This window comes from Streptomyces sp. NBC_00727, assembly GCF_045161745.1.
Taxonomy (GTDB): domain Bacteria; phylum Actinomycetota; class Actinomycetes; order Streptomycetales; family Streptomycetaceae; genus Streptomyces.
Map to the genome: position 1 here is coordinate 1120178 of NZ_CP108981.1, position 18722 is coordinate 1138899.

19 protein-coding genes and 1 pseudogene are annotated in these 18722 nt (G+C 70.6%); 3 read left to right on the top strand and 17 right to left on the bottom strand.

Annotation, left to right across the window (positions count from 1 at the left end):
* Window positions 1–216: 216 nt before the first annotated feature.
* From OG242_RS04845 to OG242_RS04880, 8 genes are all read right to left on the bottom strand, one after another.
* Complete coding sequence (locus tag OG242_RS04845) at window positions 217–414, bottom strand: hypothetical protein (RefSeq protein WP_405896957.1); 198 nt, start codon at window positions 412–414, stop codon at window positions 217–219.
* Between the two features lie 12 nt (window positions 415–426).
* Complete coding sequence (locus tag OG242_RS04850; protein ID WP_136315822.1) at window positions 427–705, bottom strand: hypothetical protein; 279 nt, start codon at window positions 703–705, stop codon at window positions 427–429.
* An 18-nt stretch (window positions 706–723) separates the two neighbouring features.
* A complete protein-coding gene (locus tag OG242_RS04855; protein ID WP_136315823.1) occupies window positions 724–1680 on the bottom strand; it encodes a YafY family protein in 957 nt (318 codons plus the stop codon).
* A 13-nt stretch (window positions 1681–1693) separates the two neighbouring features.
* Window positions 1694–2647 (bottom strand): helix-turn-helix transcriptional regulator, encoded by a 954-nt coding sequence (locus tag OG242_RS04860; protein WP_405896958.1) that lies wholly within the window; start codon window positions 2645–2647, stop codon window positions 1694–1696.
* 115 nt (window positions 2648–2762) lie between these two features.
* On the bottom strand, window positions 2763–3137 hold the full coding sequence (locus OG242_RS04865; RefSeq protein ID WP_405896959.1) for an FKBP-type peptidyl-prolyl cis-trans isomerase: 375 nt from the start codon (window positions 3135–3137) through the stop codon (window positions 2763–2765).
* Window positions 3138–3180: 43 nt separating this feature from the next.
* Window positions 3181–4137 carry an FKBP-type peptidyl-prolyl cis-trans isomerase gene (locus tag OG242_RS04870; RefSeq protein WP_405896960.1) on the bottom strand — a complete coding sequence of 319 codons (957 nt, stop codon included), beginning with the start codon at window positions 4135–4137 and terminating at the stop codon, window positions 3181–3183.
* A 147-nt stretch (window positions 4138–4284) separates the two neighbouring features.
* On the bottom strand, window positions 4285–5646 hold the full coding sequence (pafA, locus tag OG242_RS04875) for a Pup--protein ligase (protein ID WP_026242784.1): 1362 nt from the start codon (window positions 5644–5646) through the stop codon (window positions 4285–4287).
* Between the two features lie 9 nt (window positions 5647–5655).
* Window positions 5656–6915 carry an MFS transporter gene (locus tag OG242_RS04880; RefSeq protein ID WP_405896961.1) on the bottom strand — a complete coding sequence of 420 codons (1260 nt, stop codon included), beginning with the start codon at window positions 6913–6915 and terminating at the stop codon, window positions 5656–5658.
* Between the two features lie 131 nt (window positions 6916–7046).
* Between OG242_RS04880 and OG242_RS04885 the strand changes: the two genes are divergently transcribed.
* The gene (locus OG242_RS04885) at window positions 7047–8072 is read left to right on the top strand and encodes a LacI family DNA-binding transcriptional regulator (RefSeq protein ID WP_405896962.1); all 1026 of its coding nucleotides are present in this window, start codon (window positions 7047–7049) and stop codon (window positions 8070–8072) included.
* Between the two features lie 54 nt (window positions 8073–8126).
* On the opposite strand, the gene prcA is transcribed toward OG242_RS04885, so the two are convergent.
* From prcA to arc, 6 genes and pseudogenes are all read right to left on the bottom strand, one after another.
* Window positions 8127–8963: a proteasome subunit alpha gene (gene prcA, locus OG242_RS04890; RefSeq protein ID WP_405896963.1), complete on the bottom strand. Its 837-nt coding sequence runs from the start codon at window positions 8961–8963 to the stop codon at window positions 8127–8129.
* Between the two features lie 62 nt (window positions 8964–9025).
* On the bottom strand, window positions 9026–9874 hold the full coding sequence (gene prcB / locus OG242_RS04895) for a proteasome subunit beta (protein WP_405896964.1): 849 nt from the start codon (window positions 9872–9874) through the stop codon (window positions 9026–9028).
* Window positions 9826–10005 (bottom strand): annotated as a pseudogene (locus OG242_RS04900) (endonuclease domain-containing protein); the annotation flags it as partial. The gene prcB and the pseudogene OG242_RS04900, both read right to left, overlap by 49 nt.
* Window positions 10006–10110: 105 nt before the next feature.
* Window positions 10111–10329 carry a ubiquitin-like protein Pup gene (locus tag OG242_RS04905; protein WP_405896965.1) on the bottom strand — a complete coding sequence of 73 codons (219 nt, stop codon included), beginning with the start codon at window positions 10327–10329 and terminating at the stop codon, window positions 10111–10113.
* 130 nt (window positions 10330–10459) lie between these two features.
* Window positions 10460–11971, bottom strand: a complete 1512-nt coding sequence (dop, locus tag OG242_RS04910) for a depupylase/deamidase Dop (RefSeq protein WP_405896966.1) — start codon at window positions 11969–11971, stop codon at window positions 10460–10462.
* Between the two features lie 238 nt (window positions 11972–12209).
* Window positions 12210–13976: a proteasome ATPase gene (gene arc, locus OG242_RS04915; protein WP_405896967.1), complete on the bottom strand. Its 1767-nt coding sequence runs from the start codon at window positions 13974–13976 to the stop codon at window positions 12210–12212.
* Window positions 13977–14217: 241 nt separating this feature from the next.
* On the opposite strand from arc, the gene OG242_RS04920 reads away from it, so the two are divergent.
* On the top strand, window positions 14218–14529 hold the full coding sequence (locus tag OG242_RS04920) for a ferredoxin (RefSeq protein WP_405896968.1): 312 nt from the start codon (window positions 14218–14220) through the stop codon (window positions 14527–14529).
* A gap of 4 nt (window positions 14530–14533) precedes the next feature.
* On the opposite strand, the gene OG242_RS04925 is transcribed toward OG242_RS04920, so the two are convergent.
* From OG242_RS04925 to OG242_RS04935, 3 genes are all read right to left on the bottom strand, one after another.
* Entirely contained in the window at window positions 14534–15127 is a 594-nt protein-coding gene (locus tag OG242_RS04925) for a hypothetical protein (RefSeq protein WP_405896969.1), read from the bottom strand.
* A gap of 326 nt (window positions 15128–15453) precedes the next feature.
* A complete protein-coding gene (locus OG242_RS04930) occupies window positions 15454–16359 on the bottom strand; it encodes a tRNA (adenine-N1)-methyltransferase (protein WP_405896970.1) in 906 nt (301 codons plus the stop codon).
* A 74-nt stretch (window positions 16360–16433) separates the two neighbouring features.
* Window positions 16434–17684 carry a site-2 protease family protein gene (locus tag OG242_RS04935; protein WP_405896971.1) on the bottom strand — a complete coding sequence of 417 codons (1251 nt, stop codon included), beginning with the start codon at window positions 17682–17684 and terminating at the stop codon, window positions 16434–16436.
* A gap of 184 nt (window positions 17685–17868) precedes the next feature.
* On the opposite strand from OG242_RS04935, the gene OG242_RS04940 reads away from it, so the two are divergent.
* Complete coding sequence (locus tag OG242_RS04940) at window positions 17869–18714, top strand: RecB family exonuclease (RefSeq protein ID WP_405901508.1); 846 nt, start codon at window positions 17869–17871, stop codon at window positions 18712–18714.
* The last annotated feature ends 8 nt before the right edge of the window (window positions 18715–18722 follow it).

Sequence of the window (18722 nt, forward strand, 5' to 3'; positions counted from 1 at the left end):
CAGCAGGGGCGGGCTGCAGGTCCGGCCGGACCGGTGTCAGGCCGTCGCGTCGACGGCGATGGTATCCCGCGGGGGTAAACACAGGGCAATCCCTGCGCGTACTCCCACCTGCGGCCCGCGTCTCACTCCCAGGCCACGCGAACGAGCGTACCCGCCGCACCTGCCGGGCCGACAGGCCGCAACGGTAAAGCGCTTTCCGCCGCGCCCGCCGCAGAGTCAGAGCGCGTCCCTGCTCGCCTTGGCCACCCCCGCCGCCGCGCGCTCCAGGTCGTCGGCGGCTCGGTTGATGCGTTCCGTGGTGCGGGTCACCTGGTGGCCGAGGCGCTGGGCCTCGACGAACACCTTGATGGCCAGCACGCCGAGCACGGCGGTTCCGAGGAATCCCAGGGCGATGGCGAGCATGGGCCAGAACATGCGCAGAGCCTCTCAGGAGCCGGTGTGCAGGCGCAGCGTGCGTACGCCGCCGTCGGTGAGGAGTTCCACTATCCGCTCCCCCGCCGGCTTGCGGACGCACGCGGCGCACTCGGGACAGGTGAAGGAGTAGAACGTGGTGCGGCTGGTGGCGCCGATCACGAGCCGGAACTCCGCCGCCGCCAGCTCGAACCGCGCGCGGCAGTCGGGGCAGGCGGCCTTGAAGCGCGCCGACTGCGGCACCGGCACGGTGGATACGGCGGCGTGGCCCGGCAGCGCGGACAGGTGGCCCATGTCTCCTCAGCCGTCCCTTCAGGCCGCGCCGTCGTACGCGGCGAGCGCCGCCCGGGCCGCGACCCGGGCGCTCTCGGCGAGCTCCGGGGGCGAGACGATGCGCCCCTCCCCGCCGAGCCGCAGCGCGAGCCGGCGCAGCGAGGCCGGGTCGGGGGTGCGCAGGCTGATCCGCAGACCGCCGTCGGGCAGTTCCTCGGCCCGGTCGTGCGGGTAGTACTCGGCGACCCAGCGCCCGCCGGGGCCGACCTCGATCACGACCTCCGGGTCCTCGGCGGCCGGCTGGACCAGCCCCGCCGACAGGTCCCGCAGCTCCAGCTCGGGCGGCGCGGCGGGCTCGTCGAGCAGCCGGATCTCGGCGACCCGGTCGAGCCGGAAGGTGCGCCGGTCCTCGGAGGAGCGGCACCACGCCTCCATATAGGTGTGCCCGACGGCGAACAGCCGGATCGGGTCCACCTCGCGCTCGGTGAGTTCGTCGCGGGCGGGCGAGTAGTAGCGCAGCCAGAGCCGGCGCCGCTCCGAGATCGCCCGGTCCACCTCGGCGAAGACGCCGCCCTCGGACTCGAAGGTGACCGAGAGCCGGGAGCTGGCCGCGCCCACCTCGCCGGCGGCGGTCTCCAGCTTGGCGGTGGCGCGCAGCAGCGCCTGGCGGTCGCTCTCGCGGAGCCCGGGCAGGGTCGCCACGGCGCGGGCGGCGACCAGCAGGGCCGTCGCCTCGTCGGCGGCGAGCCGCAGGGGTTCGGCGACGTCGTCCGCGTTGTGCCACCAGATGCGGTCGCCGTCGGTGTCGATGTCGAGCAGGTCGCCGCCCCGGAAGCTGGTCCCGCACATGGGCAGCACGTCGAGGTCGGAGATCAGCTCGTCCTCGGTGATCCCGAAGGCCCGGGCGACGTCCTGGACGTGGGCGCCGGGGCGCTCGCGCAGATACGTCACCAGGGAGAGCATCCGGCGTGTCTGGTCGATGGCGTTCGTGGCCATGAATTCGGTCCCCTCAGTCCTTGGCCACGGCGCGCAGCCGGTCCACCACGTCGGCCCGCAGGTCCTCGGGTCCGGTGACGACGACGTCGGGGCCGAACTCGACGAGCCAGGCGTCCAGGCCGTGTCCGTACGGGATCTCCAACTCCTCCCACCCGTTCCCGAGTTCCCGGACCGATATGGCCCGGGCACGCAGCGGGTATCCGGAGTCGGTGCGCAGCCTGATCAGGGCGGTCCGGGTGGCCGTCTCGCCGGCCCAGCTCTCGACGGTCTCGCGGACGGTGACGACGTCGGGCACCTCGGCGGTGAAGGCGCCGGCCCGGGAGCGGACCTTGCCGGTGATCCGGGAGAGCCGGAAGACGCGCTCCGCGCCCCGCTCCCGGTCCCAGCCGGCCAGGTACCAGTGGCCGCGCCAGCATTCCAGGGTCCACGGCTCGACCTGGCGCTGCTCGGGCTGGGCGGCGTTGGCCTTGCGGTAGTCGAAGGTCACCGGGCGCCGGTCGCGGCAGGCCAGCATCAGGGGTTCGAACGCGGCCTCGTGGACGGGGATGCGCGGTTCGAGGGCGCTGTGCACCTCGTAGGCGTCCTCGGCCTCGGGCATCCCGGCAGCCCGCAGCTTCTGCAGGGCGCCGCTGGCGGCGCCGGCGAGGCGGGCCTGCTGCCAGACCTTGGCGGCCAGACCGAGCGCGGCGGCCTCCTCGGCGTCCAGGGTGATGGGGGGCAGCCGGTTGCTGTCGCGGCGGGCGAGGTAGCCGGTGTCGCCGTCCAGGTTCTCGACGGTCTCGATGACCAGGCCGAGTTCGCGCAGATCGTCCTTGTCCCGCTCGAACATCCGGTTGAAGGCGTCGTCGGATGCCGCTTCGAGGTAGGCCTCGATGGAGCCGCGCAGTTCGCGCTTGCTGAGCGGGCGCCGGGTCCCCAGCAGACACAGCGCCAGGTTCATCAGCCGCTCGGCCTTGGCAATCGCCATCGACGCCCTTTCCCTTGTGCTCTACGACGCTCGACCGTACCGCCCCGGGGTGTCCGGGCAAAAGCGAGGGCCCGCACCTCGCGGTGCGGGCCCTGCTGCTGCTACGCGCGCGGGATCAGACGGCGACCAGGTCGCAGACGAAGATCAGCGTCTCGCCGGGGGCGATCGCGCCGCCGCCGGCGCCGCGGTCACCGTAGGCGAGGCGGGCGGGGATGGTCAGCTGGCGACGGCCGCCGACCTTCATGCCCTGCACGCCCTGGTCCCAGCCCTTGATGACCTGGCCGGCACCGAGCTGGAACTGCAGCGGGGTGCCGCGGTTCCACGAGGCGTCGAACTCCTCGCCGGTGGAGAAGGCGACCCCGACGTAGTGGACGGAGACGGTCTGGCCGGCCTTGGCCTCGGCGCCGTCGCCCTCCCAGATGTCCTTGATCTCCAGGTCGGCCGGCGGCTCGCCACCCGGGAAGTCGATCTCGGGCTTGTCGATGCTCACTGACTTGCTCCTCTTACTGATGAACTGGGCAACCGGGACAGTCTTACATCTTCGCCAGGATGTCCACCGCGAACACCAGCGTGGAATTGGCGGGGACGCCCGACTGCTCCTTGTCACCGAGGCCCTGGTCCGGCGGCACGACCAGCAGGACGCGGCTGCCGATCTTCTTGCCGACCAGGCCGTCCTTCAGGCCCTTGAGGGTGACCTGGGCCAGGGGGAAGGTCTGCGTCTTGCCCGTGGTGTACGTGTTGTCGAACTCCTTGCCGTCCTTCCAGAGCTTGGCCACGTAGTTCACGACGACCGAGTCGCTCTCCTTGACCACGTCGCCCTTGGACTCCAGGACGTAGTTGGAGACCAGCTTCTTCGGCGGGTCGACCTTGCTGGGAATGGTCAGGCTCGGCGCCTTGCCGTCGGTCTTGGTACCCACCTTGGGCAGGTCCATGTTGTCCTGGGCGACGGCGGTGCCCTTGGCGGAGGCCGGGATCTGCTTCGCCTTCAGGACGTCGACGACGAAGACCAGGGTGGCGTTCGGCTTGATCGGGTCCTGGCCCTGGTCGCCGTATCCGAGGTCCGGCGGAATGACCAGCTGGACCCTGCTGCCGACCTTCTGGCCGATCAGGCCCTTCTCCCAGCCCTGGATGACCATGCCGGCGCCGAGCGTCAGGTCGAACGGCTGCTTGCGGTCGAAGCTGTTGTCGAACGGCTTGGTGGAGTCGTACGCCTGGCCGAGGTAGTTGACCTGGGCCACGTCGCCGTTCTTGAGCTTCGCACCGTCACCCTCGCTGATGACCTTGGTCTTCAGCTCCTTGGGCGGCGTTCCCGTGCCCTTGGCCAGCGTGGGCTTCTCACCGAACTTCGCGCCCGCGGTGATGGCGGGGAAACCACCCTTGGAGGGGGCGGACGCGGAGGCGGAAGCGGAGTCGGAGCCCTTGTCGTCGCTGCCGCAGGCCGCTGACAACAGCAGCAGGGGGACGACGAGAAGGCCGGCAAGTCGGCGCACTGGTTCCTCAGATCTCAGACGGCATATGTGGGGGACACGCCCCAGGTGGTTCCGGGACCCCGCCACTCTAGGCCGTGGCAAGGGCCCCGTACGAGAAACGTACGGGGCCCGAGTCGCGTTGGGTGCCGGGGCGTGTCCTGCGCCGGATCACATACCCGCGATGAGCTTCTCCACGCGGTCGTCCACCGACCGGAACGGGTCCTTGCACAGCACCGTGCGCTGCGCCTGGTCGTTGAGCTTGAGGTGCACCCAGTCGACGGTGAAGTCCCGCCGCTGCTCCTGGGCCCGCCGGATGAAGTCGCCGCGCAGCCGGGCCCTGGTCGTCTGCGGGGGCACCGACTTGCCCTCGAAGATCTTCAGGTCGTTGCAGATGCGGGCGGCCTGGCCCTTGCGCTCCAGCAGGTAGTACAGCCCTCGCCGGCGGTGGATGTCGTGGTAGGCGAGGTCTATCTGCGCCACCCGCGGATTGGACATGGTCATGTTGTGCTTGGCCCGGTACCGCTCGATGAGCTTGTACTTCATGACCCAGTCGATCTCGGTGCCGATCCGGTCGAGGTCCTCGGCCTCGATCGCGTCGAGCGTGCGGCCCCACAGTTCGAGGACGCGCTCGACGTTGCCCGTACGGATGCCGCGGCGGTCGACGAAGTCCACGGCCTTCTCGTAGTACTCGCGCTGCACCTCTATGGCCGACGCCTCCCGGCCGCTGGCCAGGCGGACCTTGCGCTGCCCGGTGGTGTCGTGGCTGACCTCGCGGATCGCCCGGATCGGGTTCTCCAGGGTCAGGTCGCGCATCACCGTGCCCGCCTCGATCATGCGGAGCACCAGGTCGGTCGCGCCGACCTTGAGCAGCATGGTCGTCTCGGACATGTTGGAGTCGCCGACGATGACGTGGAGGCGGCGGTAGCGCTCCGCGTCCGCGTGCGGTTCGTCGCGGGTGTTGATGATCGGGCGGGAGCGCGTCGTCGCGGAACTGACGCCCTCCCAGATGTGCTCGGCACGCTGGCTGACGCAGTAGACCGCGCCCCGGGGGGTCTGCAGCACCTTGCCGGCGCCGCAGATCAGCTGCCTCGTGACGAGGAAGGGAATGAGGATGTCCGCGAGGCGGGAGAATTCTCCGTGCCGGGCCACGAGGTAGTTCTCATGGCATCCGTAGGAGTTTCCCGCCGAGTCGGTGTTGTTCTTGAAGAGATAGACGTCGCCGGCGATTCCCTCCTCGTGCAGGCGGCGTTCGGCGTCGACGAGCAGACCTTCGAGAATGCGCTCGCCGGCCTTGTCGTGGGTGACCAGCTCGGTCAGGTTGTCGCATTCGGGGGTTGCATATTCCGGATGCGATCCCACGTCGAGGTAGAGGCGGGCGCCGTTCCGCAGAAAGACGTTGCTGCTGCGGCCCCATGACACAACACGGCGGAAGAGGTAGCGCGCCACTTCATCAGGAGACAGTCGGCGCTGTCCCCTGAACGTGCACGTGACGCCGTACTCGTTCTCCAGCCCGAAAATGCGGCGGTCCATGACTGAACATTACGCCTGATGGCCCGAGCTGAAACCGGGTTCGACGGCCCCGTTTCGATCATTTTCGGATCCTCGCACCGCGACGGCGGTACGAGCGGGAGCCGAGAGGACCTTGCCGGTGGCCAGGAGCACCAGCAGCGCCGCCACTCCACCGGCCCCCGCGACGGCGAAGCTCCACACCGTTCCGCCCAGTTCGACGGCGGGACCGGCCACCGCCGTCCCCACGGCCGCGCCCACGCCGAAGGTCGTCACGAGCCACGAGAACGCCTCCGTCACCGTGCCGCGCGGGGCGTGCCGGTCGACGACGATGAACGAGCACGCGATCGCCGGCGCGAGGAACACCCCCGCCACGGCCGCCAGCACGGTCATCGCGACCGGGCCGGGCGTCAGCACCAGCGGCAGATAGCCCAACGCGAGCAGTCCCACGATCACCCGCAGCCGGCGCTCCGGCGCCCCCGCCCACTGCCGGGCCCCGTACACCGCCCCGCCGATCAGGGCGCCGAGCCCGAGGGCCGCCATCAGCCAGCCGTAGACCGACTCCCGGCCGTGGTCGTCCGCGTACGCCATGCCCGCCACGCTGATGGAGCCGAGCGCGAGGCCCACGAAGAAGAACGAGCCGAGCAGCGCCAGCAGGCCGGGCGAGCGCAGCGCGCCCAGCCAGTGCGCCTCGCGCGGGGCGGAGCGCCAGGTCCGCGAGGGCTCGGAGAGCACCACGGACAGCGCGCCGAGCACCCCGATCACGTTGATGACGAACAGGGCCGTCGCGGGCGACCAGAGGGAGACCAGCAGGGTCACGAGCAGCGGCCCGGCCGTGAACATGACCTCCTGCGCGACCGCGTCCATGGCGTAGGCCCGGTGCACCCGCTCCTCGCCGCCCAGCACGTCGGGCCACAGCGCCCGCAGTCCGCCCTCCAGCGGTGGCGTGAACAGACCGCCGACGGCCACCGCCGCACAGGCCACCGGCAGGGAGTCGCAGCCGGCCCCGGCGAGTACGCACATGCCCAGCGCGGAGAGGACTGCGGCGGGCAGCTGGACGCGCGGCTGCCCGTACAGGTCCACCGCGCGGCCCAGCAGTGGCTGCCCCACCGCCGTGGCCAGTCCGCACACCGCCGCGAGCGCGCCCGCGAGGGTGTAGCTGCCGCCCTCGGCCCGGACGAACAGCACGATGGCGATGCTCGCCGTGCCGTTCGGCAGCCGTCCCACCAGGGTGCCGGTCAGCAGCCTGGCGACGTGCCGTGCCCGGAGGATGTCCAGGTATCCCGCGGCCATGTCCCGCCCCTCTCCCTCGGGTGCCTGTGCGGGCCTGCGAGGTTTTACGTATAACGTCGAGGTTCATACGTACCATGAGCCCGTCCGCAGGTCCACCTCACGGGCCTGCCCCGACCGGCCCGGAGGCCCGCGTGACCAGCCCAGCACCACCCGGCCCGCCCCGGCCCACCAGCCGCGACGTGGCCCGGGCCGCAGGCGTCTCCCAGGCCACGGTCTCGCTGGTCCTCGGCGACAAGTGGCGGGGCCGGGTCTCCGAGTCCACCGCCGGCCGGGTGCGCGACGCCGCCCGCGGCCTCGGCTACCGCCCCAATCTGGCCGCCCGCAATCTGCGCCTCGGCCGCACCAGGACGGCCCTGCTGGTCGTCCCCGCCCTCACCAACGAGTTCTTCGCCCGGGTGTACACCGGGGCCGCCGCGGTCGCCGCCGAGCACGGCTTCGGGGTCGTCCTCTACCCCTCCCCCGACGGCACCGGACCGGCCCGCGACCCCTTCCCGTCCGCCCGCGCCGCGCTGGACGGGGTCCTCGCCTCGTCCATGGCCGCCGACGCGCTCGACGCCCTGCACGGGGCGGGCGTCCCCCTCGTCATGCTGGACAGCGACCCCTCGGCGCCGGGGCCCGCGGCCCGGGTCAACCTCGACATCGCGGACGGGATGCGCCAGGTGGCCCGCCACCTGCTCGCCCTCGGCCACCGGCGCTTCCTCCACCTCGCCTCGGCCGTCGACACCTGGACCTTCGCCTGCCGCGCCGACGCCCTGCACGAGGAGCTGCGCCAGGTCCCCGGCGCCGAGGTGCGCACGGCGCGCGCGGCGCTGGACGTACGGGCGGGGCGGGACGCGGCGGAACACGCGCTCGGCCTCCCCGTGACCCGGCCGACCGCGATCGTCTGCGATGACGACATCCTGGCGGCGGGCGCGTGCAAGGCGGCCAGGCGGTTCGGGCTGCGGGTGCCGGACGACGTGTCCGTCACGGGCTTCGACGACCTGGCCCTGGCCACGGCCGTGGAGCCGGAACTGACCACGGTCCGGCTGCCCGCCGAGCAGGTCGGTGAGCGTGGCATGGCCGCCCTGCTGGCCGTCCTGGACGGGCGGGCGGCCGAACCGGGCAGCCTGCCGGTGCGGCTGGTCGCCCGCGGCTCCACCGCCCCGCCTCCCGCATGACGAAGCCCCGGTCCGCCTTGAAGGGCGGGCCGGGGCTCGGCGTACCGGGAGCCGCTACTCCACGTCCCCGCCGGAGTCCGTCGTGTCGGTCGTGCCCTTGGGTTCCTTGGGGTCCGTGGTGGCCGTCGGGGTGTCCGAGGACTCGCCGTCCTCGGCGTCGGACGGGGCGTCGGTAGGCGTCGAGGCGGCGGCCTCCGCCTCCAGGAGCCGGGCCAGCTGCCGGCCGACGATCCGCTTGAACTTCCGCTGCTGCGGCCGCGTACGGTCGAGGACCGCCACCTCCAGGCGGTCGGCGGGGATCTCCCGCTCGCTGCCGTTGGGGTCGCGGGAGAGCGCCTGCACCGCCAGCTTCAGCGCCTCGGCGAGGGACATCCCGTCACGGTGGCGCTGGTCCAGGAAGGTGCTGATCTGCTCCGCGTTGCCGCCGACCGCGACCGAGCCGTGCTCGTCCACGATCGAGCCGTCGTGCGGCAGCCGGTAGATCTGGTCGCCCTCCGGCTCGCTGCCGACCTCGGCGACCACGAGCTCCACCTCGTACGGCTTCTCGGCCGCACTGGAGAAAATGGTGCCGAGCGTCTGCGCGTATACGTTCGCCAGTCCGCGGGCCGTCACATCGTCGCGGTCATAGGTGTAACCACGCAGATCCGCATAGCGCACTCCGCCGATGCGGAGGTTCTCGTACTCGTTGTACTTGCCGGCGGCGGCGAAACCGATCCGGTCGTAGATCTCGCTGAACTTGTGCAGCGCACGGGACGGGTTCTCGCCGACGAACACGATTCCGTCGGCGTACTGCAGCACAACCAGGCTGCGACCACGGGCGATGCCCTTCCGGGCGTATTCCGCCCGGTCGGCCATGGCCTGCTGGGGTGAGACATAGAACGGCGTCGACACCGGCTATCCGTCCCTTTCTGTCAGTGGCGGGAGCATCGAAGAAGCTGGATACGAACGCGCGCTCAGAGCAGCGCGGCGCGCGGGCCGTCGGGCTGTTCCAGGCGGCGTTCCAGAATCGAGCGGGCGATCTCGGAGGATTCCGCGTCGGTCAGCTTCCGGAAGCCCTCGTCCGTGATGACGGTGACGATCGGATAGATACGGCGGCCCACGTCCGGGCCGCCCGTCGCCGAGTCGTCGTCCGCCGCGTCGTACAGCGCCTGCACGACCAGCGTGAGCGTCTCCGCCTCCGTCAGGTCCTCGCGGTAGAGCTTCTTCATCGAGCCGCGGGCGAAGATCGAGCCGGAACCGGTGGACGCGTAGCCGACGTGCTCCTCGGAACGCCCGCCGGTGACGTCGTAGCTGAAGATGCGTCCGCGCTCGCGGTCGACGTCGTAGCCGGCGAAGAGCGGGACGACGGCGAGGCCCTGCATGGCCATCGCCAGGTTGCTCCGGATCATCGTGGAGAGCCGGTTCGCCTTGCCCTCCAGGGAGAGCTGGGCACCCTCCACCTTCTCGAAGTGCTCCAGCTCCAACTGGAAGAGCTTGACCATCTCCACGGCGAGACCCGCCGTACCGGCGATGCCCACCGCCGAGTACTCGTCGGCCGGGAAGACCTTCTCGATGTCGCGCTGCGCGATCATGTTGCCCATGGTCGCCCGCCGGTCACCGGCCAGGACGACGCCGCCGGGGAAGGCCGCCGCCACGATCGTCGTGCCGTGGGGTGCCTCGATGACGCCCTTCATGGGCGGCATCTGCCGGTTGCCCGGCAGCATCCCGGGCGCCTGGTCGGACAGGAAGTCCATGAAGGAGGACGATCCCGGCGTCAGGAAGGCAGCTGGTAGACGCCCGGTGCTACGAGTGTTGGCTTCCACGCGATTCCCTCCAGGTATGCGATGGCCCTGCGCAAGGCGTCAGGAGCATCTCCCAACTTGCCGATGGCCGAATTGCAGTTGAAGCACGGTACGCCCCGGACCCTACCCGCCCGGTGACGGTGATCCACATATCAGGCGGAGGTAATCGGACCGGTAGCGCGGTCCGTGCCCGCGGTGTGCGGCACGGGCGATCCGCCCGTGCCGCACACCCGCCGCCGGCCTCCGGCCGAAGCCGGTTACTCGCCACCCTTTTGGACGAACGATCGAACGAAATCCTCGGCGTTGGACTCGAGCACGTCGTCGATCTCGTCCAGGACGTCGTCCACGTCGTCGCTCAGCTTCTCCTGGCGTTCCTTGAGGTCCTCGGACGCCTGCGCGTCCTGCGCCTGCTCCTCGGCCTCCTCCGTGGAGCGCGTCGCCTTCTGCTGTCCGCCGCCGGTGTCCTTGGTCGCCATCTAGCTCACCCCGCTCGGTTCGAAGCACTTGATCAGACCCTACCTACGGGGTCCGACATTGGCCCGGTACTTGTCTCAACGTCCGGAGGTCATCGGAATGATTCCCAGCCGGGTGCCCTTTCAGGCGCGTTCAGCGGCCCGAGAGGACCTCGACCAGTTCCTGCGCCGTGCGGCAGCGGTCCAGGAGGGACTTCACGTGCTCCCGGGTGCCCCGCAGCGGCTCCATCGTGGGCACCCGCTGCAGCGAGTCCTGGCCCGGCAGGTCGAAGATCACCGAGTCCCAGGAGGCCGCCGCCACGTCGTCCGCGTACTGTTCGAGACAGCGGCCGCGGAAGTACGCCCTGGTGTCCTCGGGCGGCGCCGTACGGGCCCGCTCGACCTCGCCCTCGTCGAGCAGGCGCTTCATCCGGCCCCGGGCCACCAGGCGGTTGTACAGGCCCTTGTCCTGCCGTACGTCCGCGTACTGCAGGTCCACCAGGTGCAGCCGGGCCGCGTCCCAGTCCAGGCCGTCCCGGCGCCGGTAGCCCTCCATGAGCTGCCGCTTCGCCACCCAGTCCAGCTCGCCGGCCAGGCTCATCGGGTCGTTCTCCAGCCGGTTCAGGGTGTCCTCCCACCGGCTGAGGACGTCCTTGGTCTGCTCGTCGGCGTCCGCCCCGTACCGCTCCTCGACGTATTTGCGGCCCAGCTCGAAGTACTCCATCTGGAGCTGCACAGCGGTGAGTGTCCGGCCGCTGCGCAGCGTGATCAGCTGCTGGAGCCCGGGGTCGTGGGAGACCTGGTGCAGCGTCCGCACCGGCTGGTCGACGGCCAGGTCGACGTTGATGAAGCCGTCCTCGATCATGGACAGGACGAGCGAGGTGGTGCCCAGCTTCAGGTACGTCGAGATCTCGGAGAGGTTCGCGTCGCCGATGATCACGTGGAGCCGGCGGTACTTCTCGGCGTCCGAGTGCGGCTCGTCGCGGGTGTTGATGATGGGGCGCTTGAGCGTGGTCTCCAGGCCGACCTCGACCTCGAAGTAGTCCGCGCGCTGGCTGAGCTGGAAGCCGTGCTCATGGCCGTCCTGGCCGATCCCGACCCGTCCGGCGCCGGTGACCACCTGCCGCGAGACGAAGAACGGCGTCAGGTGCCGCACGATGTCCGAGAACGGGGTCTCCCGCTTCATCAGGTAGTTCTCGTGCGTCCCGTAGGAGGCGCCCTTGTTGTCGGTGTTGTTCTTGTAGAGGTGGATCGGCTGGGCGCCCGGGAGCTGCGCCGCGCGCTCGGCCGCCTCGGCCATGATGCGCTCGCCGGCCTTGTCCCACAGGACCGCGTCCCTGGGGTTGGTGATCTCCGGGGAGCTGTACTCGGGGTGCGCGTGGTCGACGTAGAGCCGGGCCCCGTTGGTGAGGATGACATTGGCCAGGCCGATGTCCTCGTCCGTGAGCTGGCTGGAGTCGGCGGTCTCGCGGGCGAGGTCGAAGCCTCGCGCGTCCCGCAGCGGGTTCTCCTCCTCGAAGTCCCAGCGGGCGCGGCGCGCCCGGTGCATCGCCGCCGCGTAGGCGTTGACGATCTGGGACGAGGTGAGCATGGCATTGGCGTTGGGGTGTCCGGGGACGGAGATCCCGTACTCCGTCTCGATGCCCATTACTCGCCGTACGGTCATGCGGCCCTCCTTGCCCGGCGGCGCTCCCTTCCGGGGCGGCGCTCAAGTACCGCTGCTTGTCCGATGCGTGCGCGGTCTGCCCGTCCCGCGCTGCGTGGACGGGCGGTAGCCAGAGCCTAGAACGCCTCCGTGCCGGTGGGGAGATCAATTGCGTCGTGATTGCCGCGGTGTCGCCGCGGCTGTCCGGAAAGCAACCGGCTGCGGATGCCCGGCCGGGCATCCGCAGCCGGTAAGCCTTCTACAGGTACTGCCCGGTGTTGGCCACCGTGTCGATGGAGCGGCCGGTGTCCGCGCCCTGCTTTCCGGTGACGAGCGTGCGGATGAAGACGATCCGCTCGCCCTTCTTGCCGGAGATACGGGCCCAGTCGTCCGGGTTGGTGGTGTTCGGAAGGTCCTCGTTCTCCTTGAACTCGTCCACGCATGCCTGGAGGAGGTGGGAGACGCGAAGGCCCTTCTGGCCGTGGTCGAGGAAGGCCTTGATGGCCATCTTCTTGGCCCGGTCGACGATGTTCTGGATCATCGCGCCGGAGTTGAAGTCCTTGAAGTACAGGACTTCCTTGTCGCCGTTGGCGTACGTGACTTCGAGGAAGCGGTTCTCCTCGGACTCGGTGTACATCCGCTCGACGACCGACTGGATCATGGCGTGCGCCGCGGCTTCCTTCGAGCCGGTGTGCTCGGACAGGTCGTCCGCGTGCAGCGGCAGCGAAGGCGTGAGGTACTTCGCGAAGATGTCCTTCGCGGCCTCCGCGTCGGGGCGCTCGATCTTGATCTTCACGTCGAGCCGGCCGGGGCGCAGGATCGCCGGGTCGATCATGTCCTCGCGGTTGGAGGCGCCGATGACGATGACGTTCTCCAGGCCCTCCACGCCGTCGATCTCGGCGAGCAGCTGCGGGACGATGGTGTTCTCCACGTCCGAGCTGACACCCGATCCACGGGTGCGGAAGAGCGACTCCATCTCGTCGAAGAAGACGATGACGGGGGTGCCCTCGCTCGCCTTCTCGCGGGCACGCTGGAAGACCAGGCGGATGTGGCGCTCGGTCTCGCCGACGTACTTGTTGAGGAGCTCGGGGCCCTTGATGTTGAGGAAGTAGCTCTTTCCGGCGGGCTGTCCGGTGACCTCGGCGACCTTCTTCGCCAGGGAGTTGGCGACGGCCTTGGCGATGAGCGTCTTGCCGCAGCCGGGTGGACCGTAGAGCAGGATGCCCTTCGGCGGGCGGAGCTCGTGCTCCTTGAAGAGGTCGGGGTGAAGGTAGGGGAGCTCGACCGCGTCGCGGATCAGCTCGATCTGGTCGCCCAGGCCGCCGATCTTGTCGTAGTCGATGTCCGGCACTTCTTCGAGGACGAGTTCCTCGACCTCGCTCTTGGGCACGACTTCGTAGACGTAGCCGGACCTTGGTTCGAGCAGCAGGGCGTCGCCGGGGCGGATGGTGATGTCCAGCAGCGGCTCGGCGAGCCTCACCACCCTTTCCTCGTCGGTGTGCCCGATGACCAGGGCGCGTTCGCCGTCCTCAAGGATCTCCTTGAGGGTGACGATGTCCCCGGCACGCTCGAATTCCATGGCGTCGACCACGTTGAGCGCTTCGTTGAGCATGACCTCCTGGCCGCGCCGGAGGTCTTCGAGTTCGACACTGGGGCTGACGTTCACCCGGAGCTTGCGGCCCCCGGTGAAGATGTCGCACGTGCCGTCCTCGTTCGCCTGCAGGAACACCCCGAAGCCGGCCGGTGGCTGTGCGAGCCGGTCGACCTCCTCCTTGAGGGCCACGATCTGGTCGCGGGCCTCGCGGAGTGTGCCGGCGAGCCGCTCGTTCTGGGCGGACACGCCTGCGAGGTTGGTCTGCAACTCGACGATCCGCTCTTCGAGAATCCTCGTATGCCGCGGAGAGTCGGCGAGCTTACGTCGCAGGACGGCGATTTCCTGCTCGAGATAGGCGACCTGGCCGGCTGGGTCGTCGGACCCCCGCCCGGGCCGGATGCCGCGGTTGATGTCGTCGTCGTGGGCTGCCACGGTCCTCACCTCCTCCAAGGGGAGCTGGACGCTTCCTGACCCTACCTGCGTGGGTGGTGATTGAAACCCCTAGATCACAAAGACTGTGAGGTGTGTCCGATCTTCACCCTTGCGCTCTCCCCGTCCCTGGTGGATACCCACCGTTCAACATCGGAAAGCGGCCGGTTGTATCGTCGAAGCGTTCAACACCCGTCAGGGCTGGCTCTTTCCCGGTCCGGATACGCAGGAAACGGCAGGCGACATGACCGTGCGGCAGGACACTCCCACCGATGGCGAGGCGAAGGACCTGGAGGTCTGGATCGACCAGGACCTCTGCACGGGTGACGGCATCTGCGTGCAGTACGCCCCCGAGGTGTTCGAGCTGGACATCGACGGCCTGGCGTACGTGAAGAGCGGCGACGACGAGCTGCTGCAGGACAAGGGCGCGACGACGCCGGTGCCGCTGCCGCTGCTCCAGGACGTCGTCGACTCGGCCAAGGAGTGCCCGGGCGACTGCATTCACGTACGTCGGGTTTCGGACAGGGTCGAGGTGTACGGCCCCGAGGCGGCCTGACCCGTCAGGCGCCGGCGGAGGCGGGCCCGTCCGTCCGGCCGCCGCTGCGGACGAAGGCCCCGTTCTGCCACTGCCAGGTGACCTTTTCCTGCTGGTCGGGGCAGCAGGAGGGCACCGAGGACGAGGAGTAGCCGAAGAGCGTGGCGGAGATGACGCGGTCACGGACCGCGAAGTCGCCGATGCTCAGCAGCTGGGCGGGGTCCACCAGGGTCGCGACGATCCTGGGAGCGGCCCCGTCCGCCTGTGTGAGGACGTAGACGCCGCTGGGCGGAGTACCGATTGCGGCCGCGCAGTGGACCACCGCGACGGTCTCGGGCCGCCCGTCGCCGTCGAGGTCGCCGGGTGCCTGCTTGGCGACGGTGTTGCCGGCGTTTCCGCAGTCCAGGGGGAAGACCGCCTTGGCCGGGTCGGGGGCGACGGCCTGGTCCGCGTGCTGCTGCCTGGCCGCGGTGCGGTGGCGTGTGGAGGCCGAGGCGCTGGAGTCGGGCTGGAGCAGACCGGCGCCCGCGACGACGGCGGCCATGGCCGCCGCGGTGGCGAGCCAGTGCATCGGCTTGGTGTCGGTGTGCGCCAGGTCCGGGAGCGCGGAGGTCTGCACGCGGGCTTGTCTCCTGTGGTTCCTGTGGTGCGGCCGTCGGCGTCGGCGGTACGGGGTGGCCAGCATCGTGCCACACCTCACACGGCAGCGGAACGGTGGGGTGCGCAAGGATCACGGCGCCCGGGAGCCCGGCCGGGTTCGAGCCGGCCACGAGCGGCACACGAGCGGATCTCTGGCCGGATGCGGTCCGTTTACGAGCGGGGTAGGCGCAGGGCGCGAGCCGTTTACGAGCGGAGTACGCGAGCCGGGTACGAGAAGGGCGCCGCCGCCGGGTCCCCGGGTCGGTCCGGGAACCCGGCGGCGGCGCCGGTACGTTGCCGCGGGGGTCAGTCGCGGGCGGAGCCGCTGCGGGCGCCCGGGCCGTCGTAGTCCTCGCCGTAGGCGCCCTTGGAGGGGCGGCGGCGACGGGCCGGGGCCTCGACGCCGTCGGCGAGCCTGCGGGCGGTGACGAGGAAGCCGGTGTGACCGATCATGCGGTGGTCCGGGCGCACGGCCAGACCCTCGACGTGCCAGTTGCGGATCATCGACTCCCACGGCTGCGGCTCGGCGAAGCAGCCGATCTCGCGAATGGACTCGACCGTCCGGGAGAGCTGGGTGGTGGTCGCGACGTACGCGCAGAGGATGCCGCCGGGGACGAGCGCCTTGGAGACGGCGTCCAGGCACTCCCAGGGGGCCAGCATGTCCAGCACGACGCGGTCCACGTCGGTGTCGGTGAGGTTGTCCTGGAGGTCGCCGACCGTGAGCTGCCAGGCGGGGTGCGGGCTGCCGAAGTAGCGCTCGACGTTCTGCTGGGCGATCTCGGCGAAGTCCTCGCGGCGCTCGTACGAGTGCAGCATGCCCTGTTCGCCGATGGCGCGGAGCAGGAAGGTGGAGAGCGCGCCCGAGCCGACTCCCGCCTCCACGACGCGGGCGCCGGGGAAGATGTCACCGAAGGCGAGGATCTGGCCCGCGTCCTTCGGGTAGACCACGGCGGCGCCGCGGGGCATGGACAGGACGTAGTCGGGGAGCAGGGGGCGCAGCGCGAGGTAGGCGACGTTTCCCGTGGTTCGGACCACACTGCCCTCGGGGGCGCCGATCAGCTCGTCGTGCGGGAAAGAACCCTTGTGGGTGTGGAAGTTCTTTCCGGCTTCGAGCGTGAAGGTGTGGTGGCGTCCCTTGGGATCGGTGAGCTGGACCTGGTCCCCGACCTTGAAGGGCCCGCGTCGGCGGGCGGCACCGGTCGGTTCAGACATGTGACCAGCGTACCGGTGTTTCGGGGGAAGCCGACCGCCCGCCCGTACGGGCGTACGACCGCGTGCGGCGGGTGTCAGGCGGCGGGGCGGGCCATGGCGGCGACGAAGGCACGCTCGACGTCGGCGGTGGAGAGGACCCCGTAGATCTCGCCGGTCTCCTCGACGACGAGGTACTCCGTGGCGGGGGTGGCCTTGAGGCGGTCCAGGAGGGCTTCTCCTGCGAGTTCGGCGGGGACCCTCATGCCGTCGGTCAGGTCCTGGGCGAGGCCGCTGACGGCGACCCAGGGGCGCCGGTGTTCGGGGACGGCGACGATGGCGGTCTCCCGGACGAGGGCCTTGGGCTCGCCGCTGCCGTCGACGACGACGAGGGCGCGGGCGCCCGCCTCGTTGGCCCGGCGCAGGGCCTCGGAGAGCGGGGTGGCGGCCTCGACGGGGACGGCGCGCCGGGTGAGGCTGCGGGCGCGCAGGTCGGGGAGGTGTTCGCGGAGCCGGGCCATGCGCAGGCTGTTGCCGGCGCCGGTCCAGATGATGGCGGCGAGGATCGCGGCGAGCAGGGCGTCGGTGACGGTGTCCATGCCGCTGATCTCACCGGTGTCGTTGCCCAGGGAGCCGCTGCGGGTGAGGAGGGGCAGGCCGACGAGGGTGCCGACGGCGAGCGCGCGGCCGACCCAGGCGGCGGCGACGGTGCCGCTCATCGGCTTGCCGGTGATCTTCCAGACGACGGCCCTGAGCATGCGGCCGCCGTCGAGGGGGAGACCGGGCAGCAGGTTGAAGGCGGCGACGATGAGGTTGGAGATCATCAGCCCGCCGAGCAGGACGGCGGGGACGGTGCCGCGTTCGACGAAGCGCAGGGGTACGTAGAAGAGCCCGCCGAGGATGAGGGAGAGCAGGGGGCCGACGAAGGCGAGGACGAATTCGCGGCCGGGGGTCTCGGACTCCTTCTCGATCTCGGAGACGCCGCCGAAGAACTGGAGCTGGATGCGCCGGACGGGGAGCTTGTAGCGGAGGGCGGCGATCGTGTGCGCGAGTTCGTGGACGAGTACGGAGGCGTAGAAGGCGATCGCGAAGAAGAGGGCGACGAGGTAGCGGGCGGCGCCGAGGTCGGGCAGGATCCGGTCGAGCTGGCCGCCGAAGACCCAGGTGATGAGGGCCGCCACCAGGAACCAGCTGGGGGCGACGTAGACGGGCACGCCGAAGGGGCGGCCCATGAGGATGCCGCCTCCGGGCTCGTCCCTGCGCGGGGGCGTGCCCTTGCCGGGGCCGTCGCCGGGGCCCGTGCCCGCCGGGCCGGGCTGCGGCCGCCGGCTGTCGCCGCTCTCGTCCACGAGGTCCCTTCGGTTCGGTGCCTTTCGGCACGATGATGCAGTGTTCGAGGGTCTGTGGTCGATGGTATGCCGGTTGGTGTCGGTGCCGGCCCGTAGGGTCTTCGTCATGACCTCCGTTCCGCCGCCGTCCCAGCCGTTGTCGCAGCCGCCCTCGTCGCTCTCGCCCTCGCGGGCGAGCGACTTCATGCAGTGCCCCCTGCTGTACCGCTTCCGGGTCATCGACAAGCTGCCGCAGAAGCCCAGCGAGGCGGCTACCCGGGGGACGTTGGTCCATGCGGTTCTTGAACGGCTGTTCGACAAGCCTGCGGCGGAGCGCACGCCCGGCGGGGCGACGGCGCTGATCCCGGGGCAGTGGGACCGGCTGCTGGAGTCGAAGCCGGAGCTGGGCGAGCTCTTCGCCGAGGACCCGGAGGGCGAGCGGCTGGCGCGGTGGCTGGGCCAGGCGGAGCAGCTCGTGGAGCGCTGGTTCTCACTGGAGGACCCGACGCGCCTGGAGCCGGCCGAGCGGGAGCTGTTCGTCGAGACGGAGCTGGAGTCGGGACTGCGGCTGCGCGGGGTGATCGACCGCATCGACGTGGCGCCGACGGGCGAGGTCCGGATCGTCGACTACAAGACCGGGAAGGCGCCGCGTCCGGAGTACGCGGAGGGGGCGCTGTTCCAGATGAAGTTCTACGCCCTGGTGATCTGGCGGCTGAAGGGCGTGGTGCCGCGCCGGCTCCAGCTGGTCTACCTCGGCAGCGGTGACGTGATGACGTACGACCCGGTCGTGGCGGACCTGGAGCGGGTGGAGCGCAAGCTGCTGGCGCTGTGGGAGGCGATCTCGCTGGCGACCCGGACCGGCGAGTGGCGGCCGCGGCCGACGAAGCTGTGCGGCTGGTGCGACCACCAGGCGCTCTGTCCGGAATTCGGTGGGACTCCCCCGGTCTATCCGCTGACCGTCCGCCCGGCCGGTCCGGCGGATGATGACCAGGGCAGAATGGACCCGGTCCGGGCCGGGGCCGACCGGCCTGCGGCCCTCGACGGGCATTGAGGAGATCT

What these genes read in the sequence shown, in the direction of transcription:
- OG242_RS04845 (WP_405896957.1), bottom strand. Translation starts at nt 414, where the DNA reads ATGTTCTGGCCCATGCTCGCCATCGCCCTGGGATTCCTCGGAACCGCC.
- OG242_RS04855 (WP_136315823.1), bottom strand. Translation starts at nt 1,680, where the DNA reads ATGGCCACGAACGCCATCGACCAGACACGCCGGATGCTCTCCCTGGTG.
- dop (WP_405896966.1), bottom strand. Translation starts at nt 11,971, where the DNA reads ATGACCGTACGGCGAGTAATGGGCATCGAGACGGAGTACGGGATCTCC.
- OG242_RS04880 (WP_405896961.1), bottom strand. Translation starts at nt 6,915, where the DNA reads ATGGCCGCGGGATACCTGGACATCCTCCGGGCACGGCACGTCGCCAGG.
- OG242_RS04930 (WP_405896970.1), bottom strand. Translation starts at nt 16,359, where the DNA reads ATGTCTGAACCGACCGGTGCCGCCCGCCGACGCGGGCCCTTCAAGGTC.
- OG242_RS04920 (WP_405896968.1), top strand. Translation starts at nt 14,218, where the DNA reads ATGACCGTGCGGCAGGACACTCCCACCGATGGCGAGGCGAAGGACCTG.
- OG242_RS04940 (WP_405901508.1), top strand. Translation starts at nt 17,869, where the DNA reads ATGCAGTGCCCCCTGCTGTACCGCTTCCGGGTCATCGACAAGCTGCCG.
- OG242_RS04850 (WP_136315822.1), bottom strand. Translation starts at nt 705, where the DNA reads ATGGGCCACCTGTCCGCGCTGCCGGGCCACGCCGCCGTATCCACCGTG.
- OG242_RS04860 (WP_405896958.1), bottom strand. Translation starts at nt 2,647, where the DNA reads ATGGCGATTGCCAAGGCCGAGCGGCTGATGAACCTGGCGCTGTGTCTG.
- pafA (WP_026242784.1), bottom strand. Translation starts at nt 5,646, where the DNA reads ATGGACCGCCGCATTTTCGGGCTGGAGAACGAGTACGGCGTCACGTGC.
- OG242_RS04905 (WP_405896965.1), bottom strand. Translation starts at nt 10,329, where the DNA reads ATGGCGACCAAGGACACCGGCGGCGGACAGCAGAAGGCGACGCGCTCC.